This is a genomic window from Pseudomonas sp. MWU347 (genome assembly GCF_017947305.1).
Classification (GTDB): Bacteria; Pseudomonadota; Gammaproteobacteria; order Pseudomonadales; family Pseudomonadaceae; genus Aquipseudomonas; species Aquipseudomonas putida_A.
Genome location: NZ_JAFGZB010000005.1, coordinates 465,072 through 483,793 on the forward strand (window position 1 = coordinate 465,072; position 18,722 = coordinate 483,793).

Genomic DNA, 18,722 nt, shown 5'->3' on the forward strand with positions numbered 1-18,722 from the left:
CGCGGGCCTGGAGTACCGATGCCAGCTCTTTACGTGATGATCCCGGCCGCCCTGCTGATCGTGGCCATCGCCGTGTACATCTTCTTCTGGGCGGTGGACAGCGGGCAGTACGACGACCTCGATGGTCCGGCCCACAGCATCCTGTTCGATGATCAGGACCCGAACCACACCGCCGCCGTGGACGAAGCCAAAGCCGACAAACCGCAGGACAAGGCGCCACCCCATGCTTGAGCTGGCGCCGCTGCTGGTTTCCGCGCTGATCCTCGGCCTGCTCGGTGGCGGGCATTGCCTGGGCATGTGCGGCGGCCTGATGGGCGCGCTGACCCTGGCGATTCCCAAGGAGCAGCGCAGCCGACGCTTTCGTCTGCTGCTGGCGTACAACCTCGGACGGATCCTCAGTTACGCGACCGCCGGTTTGCTGATCGGCCTCGCCGGTTGGGCGGTGGCGAACAGCCCGGCGGCGATGGTCATGCGCATCCTCGCCGGACTGCTGCTGATCGCCATGGGCCTGTATCTGGCCGGCTGGTGGAGCGGCCTGACCCGCATCGAAAGTCTTGGTCGTGGTTTGTGGCGTTACATTCAGCCGGTGGCCAATCGATTGCTGCCGGTGTCGACACTGCCCCGTGCGTTATTGCTCGGCGCGCTATGGGGCTGGCTGCCGTGCGGACTTGTTTACAGCACGCTGCTGTGGTCGGCGAGCCAGGGCAATGCGCTGGACAGTGCGCTGTTGATGCTGGCGTTCGGGCTGGGCACATGGCCGGTGCTGCTGGCGACCGGGCTGGCGGCCGAGCGGGTCACGGCGCTGCTGCGTAAACGCAGTGTGCGCATGGCTGGGGGGTTGTTGGTGATTGTGTTCGGGATCTGGACATTGCCGGGGCCGCATCAGCATTGGCTGATGGGCCATTAACAGCGAAAGATCGCAGCCTTCGGCAGCTCCTACAGGGGAACAGATTCCAAATGCAGGAGCTGCCGCAGGCTGCGATCTTTTGCTCTTATGCTCTTGATGCAAATCAACAGCCCCGTCGTCGCACCCCGATAGACTCGCCACACTGCCAGCCTATCCGGGGGAATGCCCGCATGCTCGACGCCATTCGTTGGGACACTGATCTGATCCGCCGCTACGACCTGGCGGGGCCGCGCTACACCTCGTATCCGACGGCCGTGCAATTCAACAGCCAGGTCGGCACCTTCGACCTGTTCCACGCCCTGCGCGACAGCCGCAAGGCGTTGCGCCCGTTGTCGCTGTATGTGCACGTGCCGTTCTGCGCGAACATTTGCTACTACTGCGCCTGCAACAAGGTCATCACCAAGGATCGCGGGCGAGCGCAGCCGTATCTGCAACGGCTGGAGCAGGAAATCCAGTTGATCGCCTGCCACCTGGAACCGGCGCAGAAAGTCGAGCAACTGCACTTTGGTGGCGGCACTCCGACCTTTCTCAGCCACGACGAACTGCGGCAGTTGATGGCGCACCTGCGCAAACACTTCAATCTGCTGGATGACGATTCCGGCGACTACGGCATCGAGATCGACCCGCGCGAGGCCGACTGGTCGACCATGGGTCTGTTGCGCGAACTCGGCTTCAACCGGGTCAGCATCGGCCTGCAAGACCTCGACCCGGCGGTGCAACGGGCGGTCAATCGCCTGCAAAGCCTGGAAGAAACCCGCGCGGTGATCGACGCCGCGCGCACCCTGCAATTTCGCTCGATCAACATCGACCTGATCTACGGCCTGCCGAAGCAGACCCCGGAGAACTTTGCGCGCACCGTCGAGGAAGTCATCAGCCTGCAACCGGATCGACTCTCGGTGTTCAACTATGCACACCTGCCGGAGCGCTTCATGCCGCAGCGGCGGATCAACAGCCACGAGCTGCCGAGCCCTGCGCAGAAACTCGAAATGCTTCAGCGCACCATCGAACAACTGACCGCCGCCGGCTACCGCTACATCGGCATGGACCACTTCGCGCTGCCCGACGATGAGCTGGCAATCGCTCAGGAAGAACAGACCCTGCAGCGCAACTTTCAGGGCTACACCACTCACGGCCATTGCGACCTGATTGGTCTTGGGGTGTCGGCGATCAGCCAGATCGGCGACCTCTACTGCCAGAACAACAGCGATCTGAACCAGTACCAGAACACCCTCGCCGCCGCGCAACTGGCAACCAGCCGTGGCCTGGTGTGCAATGCCGACGATCGCCTGCGGCGTGCGGTGATCCAGCAACTGATCTGCAATTTCAGCCTGGAATTCGCCGAAATCGAGCAAGCGTTCAACATCGATTTTCAGGGCTATTTCGGCGAGCTGTGGCCGCAACTGCAAGGCATGGCCAACGATGGATTGATCACGCTGGAACGCGAGCGCATCGAGGTGTTGCCGGCCGGGCGTCTGCTGGTGCGTTCGGTGTGCATGGTGTTCGACGCGTATCTGGAACAGCAGAACCGCCAGCGCTTCTCGCGGGTGATCTAGTTTTTCGTCAGCAGTGAGCCGAGTTTGAGGTTCTGCTCGGAGGTGAGGCCGGACTGATCCATGACTTTGGACAGGGCCAGATTGGCGCTGATCAGCCCGGTATTCAGGGCGGCGATGGCACCGCGCAGCGCGGCGAGCATATTGACCTTGGCTTCGTTGGTCAGTGTTCTGTCGGACATGACGGCCGCCATCCGGGCTTTCTTCTCGGCGATCTCTTTTTGCAGTTTTCGGATCATCTTCAGCAACTGCTGGACGTTCTCGGGCAAGCCGCTGTCTTCGATGTCGCTGTTCTCACCACCGACGCTGAAGGATTTTTCGATGGAGGCGCCGGACAGCGACACTTTGACGCCCTCGACCAAGGTCGGGGTTGCCAACGGCGCAGAGGCGGCATTCTGCTCGCTGTCGGTGCCCGTCCTGGCGGTGCTCGGCACAGACGCAACGCCGCTATTACCGGGGTTCAGCGTGTCAATGGCGGCCATCGAAGCGATTCCTTGCATGCGTGGTGATACCCCTTTATCGGCCACTTGCCCTGCGGCTTTACGCCCGCGGGACAAACTCGCCACAGGCTGGCCTGAATGTCCCCCCGTGGGTTACCCTTACGTCTTATGTGTGTTTTCCCACAAGGATTTAAGAAATGTCCGAGCCAGTCAAACTGCGCGCTCACAACCAGGCCCATTGCAAGGATTGCAGCCTGGCCCCTCTCTGCCTGCCACTTTCTCTGAATCTGGAAGACATGGATGCGCTGGACGAAATCGTTAAACGTGGCCGCCCGTTGAAAAAGGGTGAGTTCCTGTTCCGTCAGGGCGACACCTTCGATTCCGTTTATGCAGTACGCTCCGGCGCCCTGAAAACCTTCAGCCTGAGCGACAGCGGTGAAGAACAGCTGACCGGTTTCCACCTGCCGAGCGAACTGGTCGGCCTGTCCGGCATGGACACCGAGAAACACCCGGTGTCGGCCCAGGCCCTGGAGACCACCTCGGTCTGTGAAATTCCTTTCGAACGCCTTGATGAACTGGCCCTGCAACTGCCGCAGCTGCGCCGTCAGTTGATGCGGGTGATGAGCCGCGAGATCCGTGACGACCAGCAAATGATGCTGTTGCTGTCGAAAAAAACCGCCGACGAGCGCATCGCCACGTTCCTGGTCAATCTGTCGGCCCGCTTCCGTGCTCGCGGGTTCTCGGCCAACCAGTTCCGCTTGAGCATGTCGCGTAATGAAATCGGCAATTATCTGGGCCTGGCGGTGGAAACCGTGTCACGGGTATTCACCCGCTTCCAGCAGAACGAACTGATCGCCGCCGAGGGCAAAGAGATCCACATCCTCGACCCGATCCAGCTCTGCGCCCTGGCCGGCGGCTCGCTCGAAGGCTGATCTCGATCCGCGGTTGAGCGAAGCGTTTCAGCCGCGGGTATACTGCGCCGTTTGCAGCCCTGCCAGGACACCTCGACGATGGTCTTCGACTCCTTCGACATCAAATCCCTGATCCGCCCCGTGATCGACTTCCCGAAACCGGGCGTGATCTTTCGCGACATCACCCCGCTGTTCCAGTCGCCCAAGGCCCTGCGCCTGGTGATGGACAGCTTCGCCCACCGTTATGTGGAAGCCGATTTCACCCACATCGGCGCGATGGATGCGCGCGGTTTCCTGATCGGTTCGGTGCTGGCCTACCAACTGAACAAGCCGCTGGTGCTGTTCCGCAAGCAAGGCAAACTGCCGGCGGACGTGTTGGCCGAAGGTTACGCAACCGAGTACGGCGAAGCGTTCCTCGAAGTGCACGCCGACAGCCTGTGCGAAGGCGATTCGGTGGTGATGTTCGATGACCTGATTGCCACCGGTGGCACGCTGATCGCCGCGGCCAACCTGATCCGCCGCATGGGCGCGCGGGTGCATGAGGCAGCGGCGATTATCGATCTGCCGGAGCTGGGTGGGTCGCAGCGTCTGGAAGACATGGGGATTCCGACGTTCTGTCTGACGCAGTTTGCTTTGACTGACAAGTAAGCGGCGTCTGTACCGCCGCCTTCGCGAGCAAGCCCGCTCCCACAGAGGATTTGTGAACGCCACAGATCCAATGTGGGAGCGGGCTTGCTCGCGAAAGGGCCGGCAGCCTCACCGCAAACCTAAAGCCCCATCTGCTTGCTGATGATCTCGTTCATCACCTCCCGCGTCCCGCCGCCAATCGACAGAATGCGGTTATCCCGATACAGCCGCTCCACCAGACTCTCGCGCATGTAACCCAGGCCGCCAAGAATCTGCACTGCCTCGGTGGTAATCCGGTCCGAAGTATCCGTGGCAACGTTCTTGGCCATGGAAATCTCCTTGATCACGCTCTGCCCCGCCGCCATTTTCGCCGCCTGGCGGTAAGTAAACTCGCGCGATACTTCCAGCGCCGTGGCCATTTCGGCCAGCCGATGCTTGATCACCTGGAACTTGCCGATCGGTTTGCCGAACGCCTCACGCTCGCGCGCCCACTTCAGCGCCTCTTCGAGCGCGAGCAGCGAGGTCATGTTGGCCATCAGCGCCAGCGCCAGCCGTTCACTCTGGAAATTGCCCATGATGCAGGCGAAGCCCATGTTCTCGGCGCCGATCAGATTGCCCACAGGCACCCTGCAATCGTCGAAGAACAGCTCAGCGGTGTCCGAGGCCCACCAGCCCATTTTCTTTAGCTGGCGGCCTACGGTGAAGCCTGGGGTGCCCTTCTCGATCACCAGCAGGCTGATGCCGCCGAAACCCGGCGCTCCGGTGCGCACCGCGACAGTGTAGAAATCGGCACGCACGCCGCTGGTGATGAAGGTTTTGTTGCCGCTGACCCGGTAGAACTCGCCATCACGCACGGCGCGGGTCTGCAGGTTGGCGACGTCGGATCCGCCGCCGGGTTCGGTAATCGCCAACGCGCTGATCTTCTCGCCGCTGAGCACTTGCGGCACGACGCGGTCGCGCACCTCGGGCCGGGCCCATTTGACGATCGGCGGCAGGCCGATATCCAGCGAACCGAGGCCGGCGACCAGCCCAGCGGAGCCGCAGCGCATCAGTTCTTCACTGGCGGCGACCTTGGCGAACACATCACCTTCGTGGCTGCCGCCCAGCGCTTCGGGATAACCGATACCGAGAATCCCCGCCGCCCCGGCCTTCTGGTACAGCTCACGGGGAAAGCTTTCGGCCTCTTCCCACGCATCGATGTCCGGCAGGATCTCGCGCTCGACGAAACGTCTGACGCTGTCGCGGACCATTTGGTGGCTGGGGTCGAAGTATTCCTGGAAAGCAGGCATCGGCGAACTCCACTGAGGGGTTGGCCGACGTTAACCGAGCGCTTGCTTGGTTTTCAATAGGTTTGTGTGAATCAGTCAGACCGAGGTGCGCCATTCGCGAGCAAGCCCGCTCCCACATTCGACCGCATTCAATCTGAATGTACTCGATCAACTGTGGGAGCGGGCTTGCTCGCGAAGGCGTCTGTTCAGACACCCTATGACTTAGAGGGAAATCGGCTTACGCCCGGCAAACGAATGGGCCAGTGTCCCGCCATCCACCAGCTCCAGCTCCCCACCCAGCGGCACACCGTGGGCAATCCGCGAGGCGATCAGGCCTTTGTTGCTGAGCAGTTGGGCGATGTAATGCGCGGTAGCTTCACCTTCCACCGTCGGGTTGGTGGCGAGGATGACTTCGGTAAAGGTGCCCGCCTCTTCAATACGCGCCATCAGCTGCGGAATACCGATAGCTTCCGGCCCCAGACCGTCGAGCGGCGACAGGTGGCCCTTGAGCACGAAGTAGCGCCCACGGAAACCCGTTTGCTCCACCGCATAAACGTCCATCGGCCCCTCCACCACGCACAGCAGCGTGTCGTCGCGGCGCGTGTCGGCGCATTGCGGGCACAGATCGTCTTCGGTCAGCGTGCGGCACTGACGGCAGTGCCCCACCCCTTCCATGGCCTGGCTCAAGGCCTGGGCCAGGCGCGTGCCGCCGCTGCGATCACGCTCGAGCAACTGCAACGCCATGCGCTGGGCGGTTTTCTGACCCACGCCCGGCAAAGTGCGCAGGGCGTCGATCAGTTGGCGAATCAAAGGGCTGAAGCTCATGGGTAAAAAGTCCGACAAAACAACGAGACGCGGTTTATACCCGCGCCTCTGGCCAGCGTCAAATGCTCAGTCCTGGGCGACCTTCACCACCAGTTTGCCGAAGTTGCGCCCCTCCAGCAGACCGATAAACGCCTCGGGCGCCTGCTCCAGGCCTTCCACGACGTCTTCACGGAATTTGACCTTGCCGTCGCGCACCCACGGCACCATGTGGCTGATGAATTCCGGCTGACGGTCGCCGTAGTCATCAAACACGATGAAGCCCTGAATCCGCACGCGCTTGGTCAGCAACGTACGCTGCAGCATTGGCAGACGATCCGGGCCTTGCGGCACTTCAGTGGCGTTGTAACCGGCAATCAGCCCGCACAGCGGAATGCGCGCCTTGGGATTGAGCAGCGGCACCACGGCATCGAACACATGCCCGCCGACGTTTTCGTAATAAATGTCGATGCCTTTCGGGCAAGCCTTGGCCAGTTGTTCGGCAAAGTCCGGCGCCTTGTGATCGATGCAGGCATCAAACCCCAGTTCCTCGACCACGTATTTGCATTTGTCGGCTCCACCGGCCACACCCACGGCGCGCAGGCCCTTGATCTTCGCCACCTGACCGACCACCGAACCAACGGCACCGGACGCAGCAGCCACGACAAGCGTTTCACCTTCTTTCGGCTGACCGATGTCGATCAGCCCCATGTACGCAGTCATCCCCGGCATGCCCAACACGCCGAGCGCCATCGACGGGCTCGGCAGGCCGGACGGAATCGGCATGATGTTGCGCCCGTCGCTGATGCTGTGGCTCTGCCAGCCGGTGAGGCCGACCACCAGATCGCCCTGGTGGAATTTCGGATGACGGGAATTCTCGACACGGCTGACAGCGCCACCGGTCATCACTTCGCCGATTTGTACCGGCGCGGCGTAGGACGGTGCATCGCTCATGCGCCCGCGCATGTACGGGTCCAGCGACAGGTACAGGGTTTTCAGCAGCACCTGGCCGTCTTCGAGATCCGGCAACGCTTCGCGCTCCAGACGGAAGTTTTCCGGAGTCGGCGCGCCCACCGGACGTGAAGCGAGGACGAAGCGTTGGTTGAGGGTCAGAGGGTCGGACATGTCAGCGTCTCCTGTGAATGGGGAATTCGGGGGTATAGGGAGCAGACCTTTGGCGGCGGTGGTGGGTTCGATGTTTCTTCAGTTGGTCCGAGTCGACGCCTTCGCGAGCAAGCCCGCTCCCACAGGAAGAACGCATTCCAAATGTGGGAGCGGGCTTGCTCGCGAAAGCGTCAGCTCTGCCAACACATGACACTCAGGCAGAAACAAAAATGCCAGGCGCGATGCCTGGCATTTTGTGTAGCTCATCCAACTCGCGATGGCGAATCAGAATGGCAGTTTCATACCTGCTGGCAGGTTCATGCCGGCGGTCATGCTGCCCATTTTTTCCTGGCTGTTGGCTTCGATCTTGCGCACGGCGTCGTTGACGGCCGCGGCGACAACGGCTTCGAGCATTTCCTTGTCGTCTTCGCTCAGGCCTTCAACCAGGCTTGGGTCGATGCTGACGCTTTTCACGTCGTGACGACCGGTCATCACCACGGTGACCATATCGCCACCGGCCTTGCCGGTGACTTCGGCGTTGGCCAGTTCTTCCTGCATCTTGGCCATTTTTTCCTGCATCTGCTGCGCCTGCTTCATCAGGCCGGCCATGCCACCTTTCATCATGGGAATCACCTCAAAAGTACTTGGATCAAAACAGCGCCCGGCCAGCGAGGCCGGACGCCCTCAGTTATTAGCCTTGGGCGACCAAGGCGTCGACAGGTTCAATAGTATCGTGTCGCACCACTGCACCGAACTGCTGGACCATCTGCTGGATGAACGGATCCCCGTGGATCGATTCCTCCGCCTCGCGCTGACGGTTGGCCCGGCGACGGGACGCGGCCTGCGCCGGGGTTTCCTGCTCGGGCTTGATCAACTCGATGGTCAGGGTCAGCGTGCGACCGTGGAACTGGTTCAACGCATCGTTCAGGCGCCGCTGTTGCGTGGCGTTGAACAGCGCGCTGTGCGCCGGGTCCAGGTGCATCAGCCAATGGTCGCCATCGACCGCGATCAGCGTGCAGTTGGCGGCGATGCTGCCGGTCATGCCGGAGATCGGCAGTTGCGGGAACAGCTCCAGCCATTGCAACGCCAGACCGGTGGCCGGCGCTGCGGCAGGCTCCGGCTCGGGTTCCGGGGCCGGCTCGGCGGTGTGTTCGCTGGCCAGGTCGTCGAGGTAGCTGTAGGCCGAATCCATGTCCGGCTCGATGTAGTCTTCGTCCAGCGGCGGCTCGTCGTCGAGGTCCATGCCTGGAGTGGCGGCATCGACGTCGGCGACCGACGGCTCGGGAATCGGCGCAGCGGCCCACTCCGGTGCATCCGGCACCACGCTGTCCGGGGTCGGCAGCGGCATCGGCGGCAACTCGGGCTGCTCGCTGGCGGTTTCCAGTACCGGCTCGACGGCTGGTTGCTGCACCGGCTCGGGTTCCGGCTCGGGTTCGACCGGGTCGTTCCACGGCAGGTCGACCAGCGCTTCGGCGACGACCGGTTCAGGTTCTGCTTCTGGCGCAGGTGCCGGCGCAGCCACCACCACAGGCGCTGGAACCGGCGCTGGCGCAACCACCGGTGCAGGCGCAACAGCCGCAGCGACTACCGGCGCAGGCTTGGGCGCGGCAGCCACTGAATTTGCGGAATCAACTGTGGCCTGGCTGATCCCCACTGGCTTTAGCGGTTGCCTCGGGGCGTCCGTCGTATCCGCCGGCCGGAAGGCCAGCATCCGCAGCAGGACCATTTCAAAGCCACCACGGGGATCCGGCGCCAGCGGCAAGTCGCGGCGACCGATCAGGCCCATCTGGTAATAGAACTGCACGTCTTCGGCCGGCAGCGCCTGAGCCAATGCCAATACGCGGTCACGGTCGCCATGACCGTTGTCGACACCTTCAGGCAAGGCCTGGGCGATGGCGACGCGGTGCAGCACGTTGAGAATTTCCGAGAGCACGCCGTTCCAGTCCGGGCCTTGCTCGGCCAGGTGGCGCACGGCTTCGAGTAACGCCTTGGCGTCGCCTTCGATCAGCGCGTGCAGCACGTCGAAGACCTGGCCGTGATCCAGCGTGCCGAGCATCGCCCGCACGTCGGCGGCCAATACCTTGCCTTCACCGAAGGCGATGGCCTGGTCGGTCAGGCTCATGGCGTCACGCATCGAGCCGTCAGCGGCGCGGCCCAGCAACCACAGCGCGTCGTCTTCGAACGGCACGTTTTCGGCGCCGAGCACGTGGGTCAGATGCTCGACCACGCGCTCGGGCGTCATGTTCTTCAGCGAGAACTGCAGGCAACGCGACAAAATCGTTGCCGGAAGCTTCTGCGGGTCGGTGGTCGCCAGGATGAACTTGACGTACGGCGGCGGCTCTTCAAGGGTTTTCAACAGCGCATTGAAGGAATGGCTGGAGAGCATGTGCACTTCGTCGATCAGGTAGACCTTGAAGCGCCCGCGGCTCGGCGCGTACTGCACGTTGTCGAGCAGCTCGCGGGTGTCCTCGACCTTGGTCCGGCTCGCGGCGTCGATCTCGATCAGGTCGACGAAGCGCCCTTCATCGATCTCGCGGCACACCGAACACTCGCCGCAGGGGCTGGAAGTGATACCTGTTTCACAGTTCAGGCATTTGGCAATGATCCGCGCAATGGTGGTCTTACCGACCCCGCGGGTACCGGTGAACAGGTACGCGTGGTGCAGCCGCTGGCTGTCCAAGGCATTGATCAGAGCCTTGAGCACATGGGTCTGGCCGACCATTTCGCGGAACGAGCGCGGACGCCATTTACGTGCAAGAACCTGATAACTCATCGAAAACCGTCGCAACGAAGGAAGCTGAAGCGGCTAATGCTAGCGGAGCAAGGGCAAAATTGCATCCGGTGTGCTCGTCTAATCTGGCTAAGCTGCTGTTGGCGGGGAAATTTCGCTCGTGATCGGGACTCATCGGAGCATGTATGCGTTGGGCCTTGGGAGCTTTGTTGGGGATCAGTCTGAGCGTGAGCGCGGCCGAACCGCCGCTGCGCTTTGTCGTGGCCGACAGCTGGGCGATGCCGATGGTGCAGATCGACCACGGCCGCCCGACCCAGGGCATCCTCCACGACATCATGCTCAGCCTTGCGACGCAGGTCGGCGTGCCGGCCGAATTCCACGTCCTGCCGCGCGCCCGGGTGCAGAACGCCATGGAGCACGGTGAAGTCGACGTGCGCTGCTATGCCGCACAATCGTGGCTGCCGAATCAGTCCGGGGACTATATCTGGAGCCTTCCGCTGCTGTTCCAGCGCGATTTGCTGATCAGCCGCGATGCTCAGCCGCCCCGCGTCGACCCTGCCGACCTACCCCGCCAATCGATCGGCACCGTGCTCGGCTATACCTATCCGACCCTGCAACCGCTGTTCGACGCCGATCGCCTGCAACGCGAGGACGCGCGTAATCAGGAACAAGTGCTGGAAAAACTCCTGGCCGGCCGCTACCGCTATGCGGTGAGCAATCAATGGACACTCGACTGGTTCAATCAGCGCCTGCTGCCCGGGCAGCAACTGCACGGCGTCGCGGTGCTGCAGGAGCAGCATGTGGGCTGCTACGTGAGGAATGACCCTCAGGTGCCAGTGCAGCGGATCCTGCGCACGTTGTTGCGGATGAAAATGTCGGGGGAGATTGATGACATCATCCGGTTGTATACCGGGTCCGCTGAAGCCACCCCATAACCCATTGTGGGAGCGGGCTTGCTCGCGAAGGCGGTGTGTCAGTCACCTGATTCGTTAACTGGCACACCGCCTTCGCGAGCAAGCCCGCTCCCACAGGGGACATTTCCGACAGAGAATTATTCAGTAGCCGTGCGACTCGCGGAATTTCTGGTAGTCGTGAAATTCGATCCATTCGACCACATCGTACGGCAGATAAAGCTGCTGCCGGGCGCGGGAGATGGCGATGTACACGGCGCAGATCCGCTGATCGAACGCGTAGGCGTCCTTGAACTGCACATTGGTCAGCAGCTCGGGCGTCAGCAGAACGCGGTCGAACTCCATGCCGCCCGCCTCTTGCGCCAGCATCAGCAGGCAGCTTTTGCCGGGGCCGCCGATCATCCGGTTGAGCCGGGTCAGGTCAGCGACCTTGAAGCCCTTCTCCAGTTCGGCCTCGACCCACAGAAACGCCTCGTCGAACTGGTTGGCATCGCGCACCTGCTGCCACTTCGGCAGGTCGCTGAAATAGCGATGCGGGCCCTTCTCGCTGTGTTCGGCACTGTAGAAGTCGACCCTGAACAGTTCGATGGCGGTGATCATGAAGTGCTCGAGGTCGCGCTGGGCTTTCATGTCGGCAAAGCTGAACAGGCAATTGGCATCGTGCAGCTGCATGGCCCACTTCATGGTGTCCCAGGGGGACGCCGTCAGCACCACGCAACCTTCCGGCGGGACAAAGCCCTGCGGATAAAACTCGATGCCGACGTCAGCTTCACGCGCGCCTTCGAACGGCACCTTGCTCTTTTCCGAGTGCCGGGAAATCAGCGGATTGACCAGACGCTCGACGTTACGACCCGAGCGTACCGAGTAGGTGATATCGCTCTGGCGCACCTCACGCTTTCTCTTCACCAGATCGCGCTCGGCGTGCTGGTACTCATCGCCCAGCGTGATCAGCACCTGTCGGCCACGCTCGATTATCTGCAGCAGCGAAGCGGGAATGTCCTGACTCTCGTCGATCAGCACGTGGGTATAACGCGGCGGCACCACGCAGCCAGCAAGGCTTGCACGCTTGATCAGCAACAAGGCTTCAAAGCCGCTCTGCCGGCCCCACGCCGGGTTGGCCTCGAGGTAAGTCCACACGCGGCTTGAATACTCCAGCAGCACCTTGGACTCAAGGCTGGACAAGGACAGTTTGAAATACGGCAGATGATGCGCCGACAGGCTGTAATCCCGGGAGTGGCAATAGCGCTCGAGGGTTTCCAGGCAGACATTCAGGGTGCGTTGCGCGTCATGCTCGCGAAAGCCGAGGATGTTCAGCTCCTGCGCCAGACTCTGTTTGCTCGCGACTCGGCCAGCGGCGCTTGCCGGCTGTGGCTTGCGCCCATAAATCAGCCCGCGCGCGAACGCCTCAAAGGTGATGCCGGGCTTGCGTTCACTGGCAACGCCCATGCGCTGGCACAGGGTCGCAAGTTTTTCCGGGGTGCGTGCCAGCAACAGGGTTTTCCCGGGGTCCAGGCACTCGGTCAAGGCACCGACCAGGTGGCTCTTGCCGATCCCGGCATAGCCTTGCACGTGCAGGTCTTCATCGAGGTTGGCGCGGAAGGTTCTGACCAGTTTGTCCTGCGCGGCGCTGAGCCAGCGCTCGCGGTGCGCGGGGCTGATCATCTGCTGGCTGAACGGATTGTTGATCGCGTGGTGGCGCGCCTTGAACTCGTCATCCCACTTGCCATCGGGTAGCAGGTAATCCTGCGCCGACACCTCTTCGGCCAACAGCAATCGCAGGTTCAATCCCCTGATGGCGTTCAGGCCGAAGTACAACTGGCGCGGATCGAACAGCCGTTGCGCCTCGGACAGCAGCCCTGCCCCGCCATCGACCGCCCAGGCGATCAGGCGCGCCAGCACCTTCTCCGCCGCTGCGGCGGTGAGATCCTTTTCGGTGGCCTGAGCCAGATTCTGGATGACCAGCACGGCGGCCAGCTGCGCATCCGTCAACTCGCCGAGGTTTTTTGCGCCATCGGGCTGCAACAGGCTGGCGCAGGTCTCATCCGTCACGGGCAAGTACACGGCGGTGGATAAATCGTGATGTTCCGGGTGCATACAACCTCGTAGCCAGGGCGCGAACTTGTCAACGACGCGCGCAGCAAGACGGTGGAGTATGCCACTGTTCAACCTTGGTGGCTGAACAGGCATCAGGGGGCAGCCTTCGCGAGCAGGCTCGCTCCCACAGGGGCTGGTGTGAAAGCCCAAATCGCGGGCATAAAAAAACCGCAGTGGGCGAAACCCATGCAGTTCTGTTGAAGCGTTCTTCGTTCGTTAAGGTGGTAACCCCACCAGCCACACCCCGGCACACAATGTTCCCGCTGTGGCTGCTGCCTTCCGGCTCTGACCAGGTTCACGGGTAATCGTTGCGGGGGGACCGATGGGGTCACCATAACGACACTCACCTGTCGGCGAGCCGCGCCATTGTACCTATCTGAAGCGAAGTTACAACCGTTGGTTTCAGATTAAAAATATGAAGGGCTTCAAGCACTTGCTATTGCGCCTGTAACACCTCGTCCGCCTTGCCGCCCGCCTGCTGGATCACCAGATGGATGAAGTGCAACTTGGCAATCGCCGCCGCCGGCAGCACGAACGGGTAGAAATCCGGCTGCCCCATGCTGCGTGACAGCTCGTTGAGCATGCCCGCCAGTTCGATCCACGCATTGACGAACGACAGGAACGCCGCGCCGCCGGGGTGCTCCGGGTCGTACAGCGTGCTGGACGGGAACGGCTGGTAGTCGAAGTCCATTTCCCGCGCGCTCATGCCGAAACCCAGCGCGGTATCCACCGCATCCATCATGTGCAGGTAATGCGCCCAGGTTTCGGCCCAATCTTCCCATGGGTGCATGGTCGCGTAGGCGCTGACGTAGTGTTGCGGCCAGTCCAGCGGTGCGCCCTGTTGATAATGACGGTCGAGCGCTTCGGCGTAACTGGCGCGCTCGTCGCCGAACAGGTTGCGGAAAGGTTCAAGCCACGGCCCATTGGCGATCAGTCGATCCCAATAATAATGCCCGACCTCATGCCGGAAATGCCCGAGCAGCGTGCGATAGGGCTCATGCATCGCCGCCCGCACCTGCTCGCGATGGGCGTCGTCGGCTTCTTTGATGTCGAGGGTGATCAGGCCATTGGCGTGGCCGGTCATCGGCGCGTTGCCTTCGAGGTCGACGCCGATGAAGTCGAAGGCCAGACCGGTGGCCTCATCCACGGTTTTCGGGATGACCGGCAGGCCGAGGGTGATCAGTTGCGCCACCAGCCGGCGCTTGGCGATTTCGACTTTGCGCCAGCGTTCGGGGTTTTCCGGCACTGAGAGGTCGGGGATGGTGCGGTTGAGGCTGCAGGCGATGCACAGGCTGTCGTGGCCGTTATCCGGCAGCAGCCAGTTGCACGCGGCGGGAGTGTCGAGGTTGGCGCAGCGACGAAACAGTCCGGCGTCGGGATCGGCATCGAGTGTCCAACTGCCGTCCTGTGGCCCGGGCTGCAACGAGGTCAGGCGACTTTCTTCAGGCTGATAGCCCAACAAGGCGCTGCAAGCCAGACACTGACTGTTGCGAAAGAACAGCGACTGGCCGCAGCGGCACGGCCAGATTTTGCTGTTGCGTGAAGATTCGCCCATGAACGGCGCGACGATGCGAGAACTGAGCTGCTCGAAAAAGCGGTACATGGCGATCTCTCCCTGGGGCTTGCCAAGACTAGATCATCCTGAAGTCAACAATGTTCCCGAATACAGCGCAACTGCTGAGTGACACTGCCGATGTGGCGAGGGAGCTTGCTCCCGCCGGGTTGCGAAGCAGCCCCAAAACCATGCGACCTCATTTATCCTGAAACACCGAGGATGGTGGTTTTGCGACGACTTCGTCGCCGAGCGGGAGCAAGCTCCCTCGCCACAAAAGCAGACTGCCGAACAAAACTGTATCAGGCAGAAATGCCATGGGTTTTGAGGAACGCGATAAACGCCTCTTCATCCATCACCTTCACCCCCAGCTCATTGGCCTTGGTCAGTTTCGAACCAGCACCGGGCCCTGCGACCACACAATGAGTTTTCGCCGATACCGAGCCGGCGACCTTGGCGCCGAGGCTCTCCAGGTGTTCTTTGGCCACATCGCGGCTCATCAATTCGACCTTGCCGGTCAGCACCCAGGTCTCGCCGGACAGCGGCAGGCCTTCGACGACTTTCTTCTCGCTCAGCCAGTGCATGCCGAAATCCCGCAACTGTTTCTCGGCGGCCTCGGCGATCAGCCGATGCTCGGGCACAGCAAAAAACTCGCGCACCGAATTGGCCTGCTTCTCCGGTAGCGCCTGACGCATGTCCAGCCAGTCGGCATTCATCACTGCGTCCAGCGAACCGAATTTGTCCGCCAGTTTCTGCGCACCGCCCGGGCCGACAAAGGGAATGTGCAGCTTGTCGAGCAGACCGCCGAGGGTGGTGCTGGCGGCAAATTCGGCGCCGAGTTCACCCTGATCCTGAATCTGCAGGCCATGCCCCAACAACTCGGTGATCACCTGCTGGTTGTGTGCATCTTCAAAGAAGCTATGAATCTCATGCGCCACTTCCAGGCCGATATCCGGCAGGTAGGTCAGCACTTGCGGCAACGCCTGCTGCACGCGCTCCAGCGAACCCAGCGAGCGCGCCAACACCTTGGCCGTCTCCTCGCCGACATCGGGAATGCCCAGCGCATAAATGAACCGCGCCAGTCCCGGTTGCTTGCTGTCTTCAATCGCCGCCAACAGCTTGTTGCTGGAGACCTCGGCGAAGCCTTCCAGATCGACAATGTCGTCGAACTTCAACGCGTACAGATCGGCCGGCGAGCTGACCAGACCTTCATCGACCAGTTGCTCGACGCTCTTGTCGCCAAGGCCTTCGATGTCCATCGCCCGGCGCGAGACGAAGTGAATGATCGCCTGCTTCAGTTGCGCGCCACAGGCCAGACGGCCAACGCAGCGGTACACCGCACCTTCACTGATGGTTTCCTTGCCTTTGCTGCGCTTGACCAGTTGCGTGCGCTCGACATGGGAGCCGCAGACCGGGCAATTCTCTGGAATCGCTACAGGACGAGCATTCTCCGGGCGACGTTCGGTGACCACTTGCACCACCTGCGGGATCACGTCACCGGCGCGACGGATGATCACCGTGTCGCCGATCATCAGGCCCAGGCGCGCCACTTCATCCATGTTGTGCAGGGTCGCGTTGGCGACGGTGACGCCGGCGACCTTGACCGGTTTCAACCGCGCCACCGGAGTGACCGCGCCGGTGCGACCGACCTGGAATTCCACGTCGAGCAGTTCGGTGAGTTCTTCCATCGCCGGGAATTTGTGCGCAATCGCCCAGCGCGGTTCGCGGGCCCGGAAGCCCAGCTCGCGCTGATCGGCGATGCTGTTGACCTTGAACACCACACCGTCGATTTCGTAGGCCAGCGCGTTACGCCGCTCACCGATGTCGCGGTAGTAATCCAGGCACTCGCCGATGCCTTTGGCCAGCTTCAGCTCGTGGCTGATCGGCATGCCCCACTTCTGCAATTGCTTGAGGTTGCCGATGTGAGTATCGGAGATATCGTGGGAGACCTGACCGATGCCGTAGCAGCAGAATTCAAGCGGGCGATTGGCGGTGATCTTCGAATCCAGCTGACGCAGGCTGCCGGCAGCGGCGTTGCGCGGGTTGGCGAAGGTCTTGCCGCCGACTTCCAGTTGCGAGGCGTTGAGGCGCTCGAAACCGGCCTTGGACATGAACACTTCCCCGCGCACTTCGAGGGTCGCCGGCCAGCCTGAGCCGTGCAGCTTCAACGGGATGTTGCGCACGGTGCGCACGTTGACGCTGATGTCTTCACCGGTGGTGCCGTCGCCACGGGTGGCGCCGCGCACCAGCACGCCGTCCTGATACAGCAGGCTGACCGCCAGGCCATCGAGTTTCGGCTCGCAGCTGTATTCCACCGCCGCGCCGCCACCGAACAGATCACCGGCCGGCAGATCCAGACCTTCGGTCACCCGGCGGTCGAATTCGCGCATGTCGGTTTCTTCGAAGGCGTTGCCGAGGCTGAGCATCGGCACTTCGTGACGCACCTGGGTGAACGCGGTCAGCGCCACACTGCCGACACGCTGGGTAGGCGAGTCGCTGGTGATCAATTCCGGATTGGCCGCTTCCAGCGCCTTGAGCTCGTGGAACAACCGGTCGTACTCGGCGTCCGGAATGCTCGGCTCGTCGAGGACGTGGTAACGGTAGTTGTGCTGATCGAGTTCAGCGCGCAGCTCTAGAATGCGGTTTTTGGCGGCGGTCATGGGTGTTCTCTCATAAAGCAAAAGAGCAGCCGAGGCTGCTCAATCTTCTAAATCACAATAGCTCAAGGCTATGGACATTGTGGCGAGGGAGCTTGCTCCCGCTGGGCTGCGAAGCAGCCCCAATACCATCCACCATGTTGCATCAGGCACAACCCGGTTGCAGGATTTACGGCGGCTTCGCCACCGAGCGGGAGCAAGCTCCCTCGCCACAACTGCGCTCTGGCCTTTAGCGCTTCTGGGTCAGGGCGCGGCGTTCGAATTCGACGATGCGCTGACGGTAGTGCTCGATAGTCTGTGCGGTCAGCACACTGCGCTGGTCGTCTTTCAGCTCGCCGTTCAGCTCTTGGGAGAGCTTGCGCGCTGCCGCCACCATCACGTCGAAGGCCTGCTTCGGATGACGCGGGCCTGGCAGGCCGAGGAAGAAGCTCACCGCCGGGGTGCTGAAATGGTCGATGTCGTCCAGATCGAAGATGCCCGGCTTGACCGCATTGGCCATGGAGAACAGCACTTCACCGTTGCCGGCCATGCTTTCGTGGCGGTGGAAAATATCCATCTCGCCAAAACGCAGACCGCTTTCGAGAATGTTCTGCAGCAGGGCCGGGCCTTTGAAGCCGGCGGCGTCGCGGCAGATCACGCTGATCACCAGGACTTCTTCGGCTTGCGGCTGATCCTTGTCGGCCACCGCTGGCGCAGGCTTGCTGTCGTCGACGAAGTCATCATCACGGCTGCTGAAGCTCGGGCCGCCGTCCAGGTCCAGGTCGAGGTTCAGGTCGCCCTGGGCCGGACCGTTGCTGCCGCGCTTGCCACGTTTCGAACCGGATTCGCGAGGCTCGCGTGCTTCGCGGGCCGGCATGCTCACCGACGGCAGATCGTGTTCGTCCAGTTGCGGCTCTTTATGCGTATCCAGCACGCGGGCCGGGCCCAACAGCTCGGCGCTGGTGTCCTCGTCCGGCAGGTTGGACAGACTTCGGTCAAGGCGGAATTTCAGTTTTCCCTTGCCGCCGCGCATACGGCGCCAGCCATCGAAAAGAATACCGGCTATCACAATGATGCCGATGACGATCAGCCACTCGCGCAGACCGATTTCCATGTAATCCCGTGCCTCTATAAAAAATGCTGAAAAATAAGGGGTTTACATTGTGCAAACCGCTTTAAAACGTGGCGCC

At 62.0% G+C, this 18,722-nt stretch carries 16 protein-coding genes and 1 other RNA gene; 6 read left to right on the forward strand and 11 right to left on the reverse strand.

Features of this window, described 5'->3' with window-relative positions; genetic code table 11:
- Positions 1-18: 18 nt before the first annotated feature.
- The 3 genes from ccoS to hemN all read left to right on the forward strand — a co-directional run bounded on the left by ccoS (position 19) and on the right by hemN (position 2,460).
- On the forward strand, positions 19-231 hold the full coding sequence (ccoS, locus tag KCG87_RS13825; protein WP_007965536.1) for a cbb3-type cytochrome oxidase assembly protein CcoS: 213 nt from the start codon (positions 19-21) through the stop codon (positions 229-231).
- Positions 224-907: a sulfite exporter TauE/SafE family protein gene (locus KCG87_RS13830; protein WP_097087645.1), complete on the forward strand. Its 684-nt coding sequence runs from the start codon at positions 224-226 to the stop codon at positions 905-907. The genes ccoS and KCG87_RS13830 overlap by 8 nt, the downstream gene beginning before the upstream one ends.
- 170 nt (positions 908-1,077) lie before the next feature.
- The gene (hemN, locus tag KCG87_RS13835; protein WP_134785870.1) at positions 1,078-2,460 is read left to right on the forward strand and encodes an oxygen-independent coproporphyrinogen III oxidase; all 1,383 of its coding nucleotides are present in this window, start codon (positions 1,078-1,080) and stop codon (positions 2,458-2,460) included.
- Here hemN and KCG87_RS13840 read toward each other — a convergent pair.
- Positions 2,457-2,939, reverse strand: coding sequence for a hypothetical protein (locus KCG87_RS13840; protein WP_139055684.1), 483 nt, complete (start codon positions 2,937-2,939; stop codon positions 2,457-2,459). The genes hemN and KCG87_RS13840 overlap by 4 nt on opposite strands.
- A gap of 155 nt (positions 2,940-3,094) precedes the next feature.
- On the opposite strand from KCG87_RS13840, the gene fnr reads away from it, so the two are divergent.
- The gene (gene fnr / locus KCG87_RS13845; protein ID WP_003223347.1) at positions 3,095-3,829 is read left to right on the forward strand and encodes a fumarate/nitrate reduction transcriptional regulator Fnr; all 735 of its coding nucleotides are present in this window, start codon (positions 3,095-3,097) and stop codon (positions 3,827-3,829) included.
- Between the two features lie 78 nt (positions 3,830-3,907).
- Positions 3,908-4,456: an adenine phosphoribosyltransferase gene (locus KCG87_RS13850; RefSeq protein WP_003223345.1), complete on the forward strand. Its 549-nt coding sequence runs from the start codon at positions 3,908-3,910 to the stop codon at positions 4,454-4,456.
- A gap of 119 nt (positions 4,457-4,575) precedes the next feature.
- Here KCG87_RS13850 and KCG87_RS13855 read toward each other — a convergent pair whose 3' ends face one another.
- The 5 genes from KCG87_RS13855 to dnaX form a co-directional block, all read right to left on the reverse strand.
- Positions 4,576-5,724: an acyl-CoA dehydrogenase family protein gene (locus KCG87_RS13855; protein ID WP_210557480.1), complete on the reverse strand. Its 1,149-nt coding sequence runs from the start codon at positions 5,722-5,724 to the stop codon at positions 4,576-4,578.
- 201 nt (positions 5,725-5,925) lie between these two features.
- Entirely contained in the window at positions 5,926-6,528 is a 603-nt protein-coding gene (recR, locus tag KCG87_RS13860; protein WP_003223341.1) for a recombination mediator RecR, read from the reverse strand.
- Between the two features lie 66 nt (positions 6,529-6,594).
- Positions 6,595-7,629, reverse strand: a complete 1,035-nt coding sequence (locus tag KCG87_RS13865) for an NADP-dependent oxidoreductase (protein ID WP_135295317.1) — start codon at positions 7,627-7,629, stop codon at positions 6,595-6,597.
- 264 nt (positions 7,630-7,893) lie between these two features.
- The gene (locus KCG87_RS13870) at positions 7,894-8,232 is read right to left on the reverse strand and encodes a YbaB/EbfC family nucleoid-associated protein (protein WP_003223337.1); all 339 of its coding nucleotides are present in this window, start codon (positions 8,230-8,232) and stop codon (positions 7,894-7,896) included.
- Positions 8,233-8,299: 67 nt separating this feature from the next.
- Positions 8,300-10,381, reverse strand: a complete 2,082-nt coding sequence (gene dnaX / locus KCG87_RS13875; RefSeq protein WP_210557478.1) for a DNA polymerase III subunit gamma/tau — start codon at positions 10,379-10,381, stop codon at positions 8,300-8,302.
- 143 nt (positions 10,382-10,524) lie between these two features.
- Here dnaX and KCG87_RS13880 point away from each other — a divergent pair, with 143 nt between their 5' ends.
- Positions 10,525-11,274, forward strand: coding sequence for a transporter substrate-binding domain-containing protein (locus tag KCG87_RS13880; RefSeq protein WP_027613266.1), 750 nt, complete (start codon positions 10,525-10,527; stop codon positions 11,272-11,274).
- A gap of 120 nt (positions 11,275-11,394) precedes the next feature.
- On the opposite strand, the gene KCG87_RS13885 is transcribed toward KCG87_RS13880, so the two are convergent.
- The 5 genes from KCG87_RS13885 to zipA form a co-directional block, all read right to left on the reverse strand.
- Positions 11,395-13,344 carry a hypothetical protein gene (locus KCG87_RS13885; protein ID WP_210557476.1) on the reverse strand — a complete coding sequence of 650 codons (1,950 nt, stop codon included), beginning with the start codon at positions 13,342-13,344 and terminating at the stop codon, positions 11,395-11,397.
- A 228-nt stretch (positions 13,345-13,572) separates the two neighbouring features.
- Positions 13,573-13,669: signal recognition particle sRNA small type (ffs, locus tag KCG87_RS13890), an RNA gene on the reverse strand.
- A gap of 111 nt (positions 13,670-13,780) precedes the next feature.
- Complete coding sequence (locus KCG87_RS13895; protein WP_210557474.1) at positions 13,781-14,947, reverse strand: putative zinc-binding metallopeptidase; 1,167 nt, start codon at positions 14,945-14,947, stop codon at positions 13,781-13,783.
- A 251-nt stretch (positions 14,948-15,198) separates the two neighbouring features.
- A complete protein-coding gene (gene ligA, locus KCG87_RS13900; RefSeq protein WP_210557473.1) occupies positions 15,199-17,556 on the reverse strand; it encodes an NAD-dependent DNA ligase LigA in 2,358 nt (785 codons plus the stop codon).
- 226 nt (positions 17,557-17,782) lie between these two features.
- On the reverse strand, positions 17,783-18,646 hold the full coding sequence (gene zipA / locus KCG87_RS13905) for a cell division protein ZipA (protein ID WP_027613270.1): 864 nt from the start codon (positions 18,644-18,646) through the stop codon (positions 17,783-17,785).
- Positions 18,647-18,722: the final 76 nt, after the last annotated feature.

Coding starts and splice junctions, on each gene's coding strand:
- ccoS (WP_007965536.1), top strand. CDS start 19: ATGCCAGCTCTTTACGTGATGATCCCGGCCGCCCTGCTGATCGTGGCC.
- KCG87_RS13830 (WP_097087645.1), top strand. CDS start 224: ATGCTTGAGCTGGCGCCGCTGCTGGTTTCCGCGCTGATCCTCGGCCTG.
- hemN (WP_134785870.1), top strand. CDS start 1,078: ATGCTCGACGCCATTCGTTGGGACACTGATCTGATCCGCCGCTACGAC.
- KCG87_RS13840 (WP_139055684.1), bottom strand. CDS start 2,939: ATGGCCGCCATTGACACGCTGAACCCCGGTAATAGCGGCGTTGCGTCT.
- fnr (WP_003223347.1), top strand. CDS start 3,095: ATGTCCGAGCCAGTCAAACTGCGCGCTCACAACCAGGCCCATTGCAAG.
- KCG87_RS13850 (WP_003223345.1), top strand. CDS start 3,908: ATGGTCTTCGACTCCTTCGACATCAAATCCCTGATCCGCCCCGTGATC.
- KCG87_RS13855 (WP_210557480.1), bottom strand. CDS start 5,724: ATGCCTGCTTTCCAGGAATACTTCGACCCCAGCCACCAAATGGTCCGC.
- recR (WP_003223341.1), bottom strand. CDS start 6,528: ATGAGCTTCAGCCCTTTGATTCGCCAACTGATCGACGCCCTGCGCACT.
- KCG87_RS13865 (WP_135295317.1), bottom strand. CDS start 7,629: ATGTCCGACCCTCTGACCCTCAACCAACGCTTCGTCCTCGCTTCACGT.
- KCG87_RS13870 (WP_003223337.1), bottom strand. CDS start 8,232: ATGATGAAAGGTGGCATGGCCGGCCTGATGAAGCAGGCGCAGCAGATG.
- dnaX (WP_210557478.1), bottom strand. CDS start 10,381: ATGAGTTATCAGGTTCTTGCACGTAAATGGCGTCCGCGCTCGTTCCGC.
- KCG87_RS13880 (WP_027613266.1), top strand. CDS start 10,525: ATGCGTTGGGCCTTGGGAGCTTTGTTGGGGATCAGTCTGAGCGTGAGC.
- KCG87_RS13885 (WP_210557476.1), bottom strand. CDS start 13,344: ATGCACCCGGAACATCACGATTTATCCACCGCCGTGTACTTGCCCGTG.
- KCG87_RS13895 (WP_210557474.1), bottom strand. CDS start 14,947: ATGTACCGCTTTTTCGAGCAGCTCAGTTCTCGCATCGTCGCGCCGTTC.
- ligA (WP_210557473.1), bottom strand. CDS start 17,556: ATGACCGCCGCCAAAAACCGCATTCTAGAGCTGCGCGCTGAACTCGAT.
- zipA (WP_027613270.1), bottom strand. CDS start 18,646: ATGGAAATCGGTCTGCGCGAGTGGCTGATCGTCATCGGCATCATTGTG.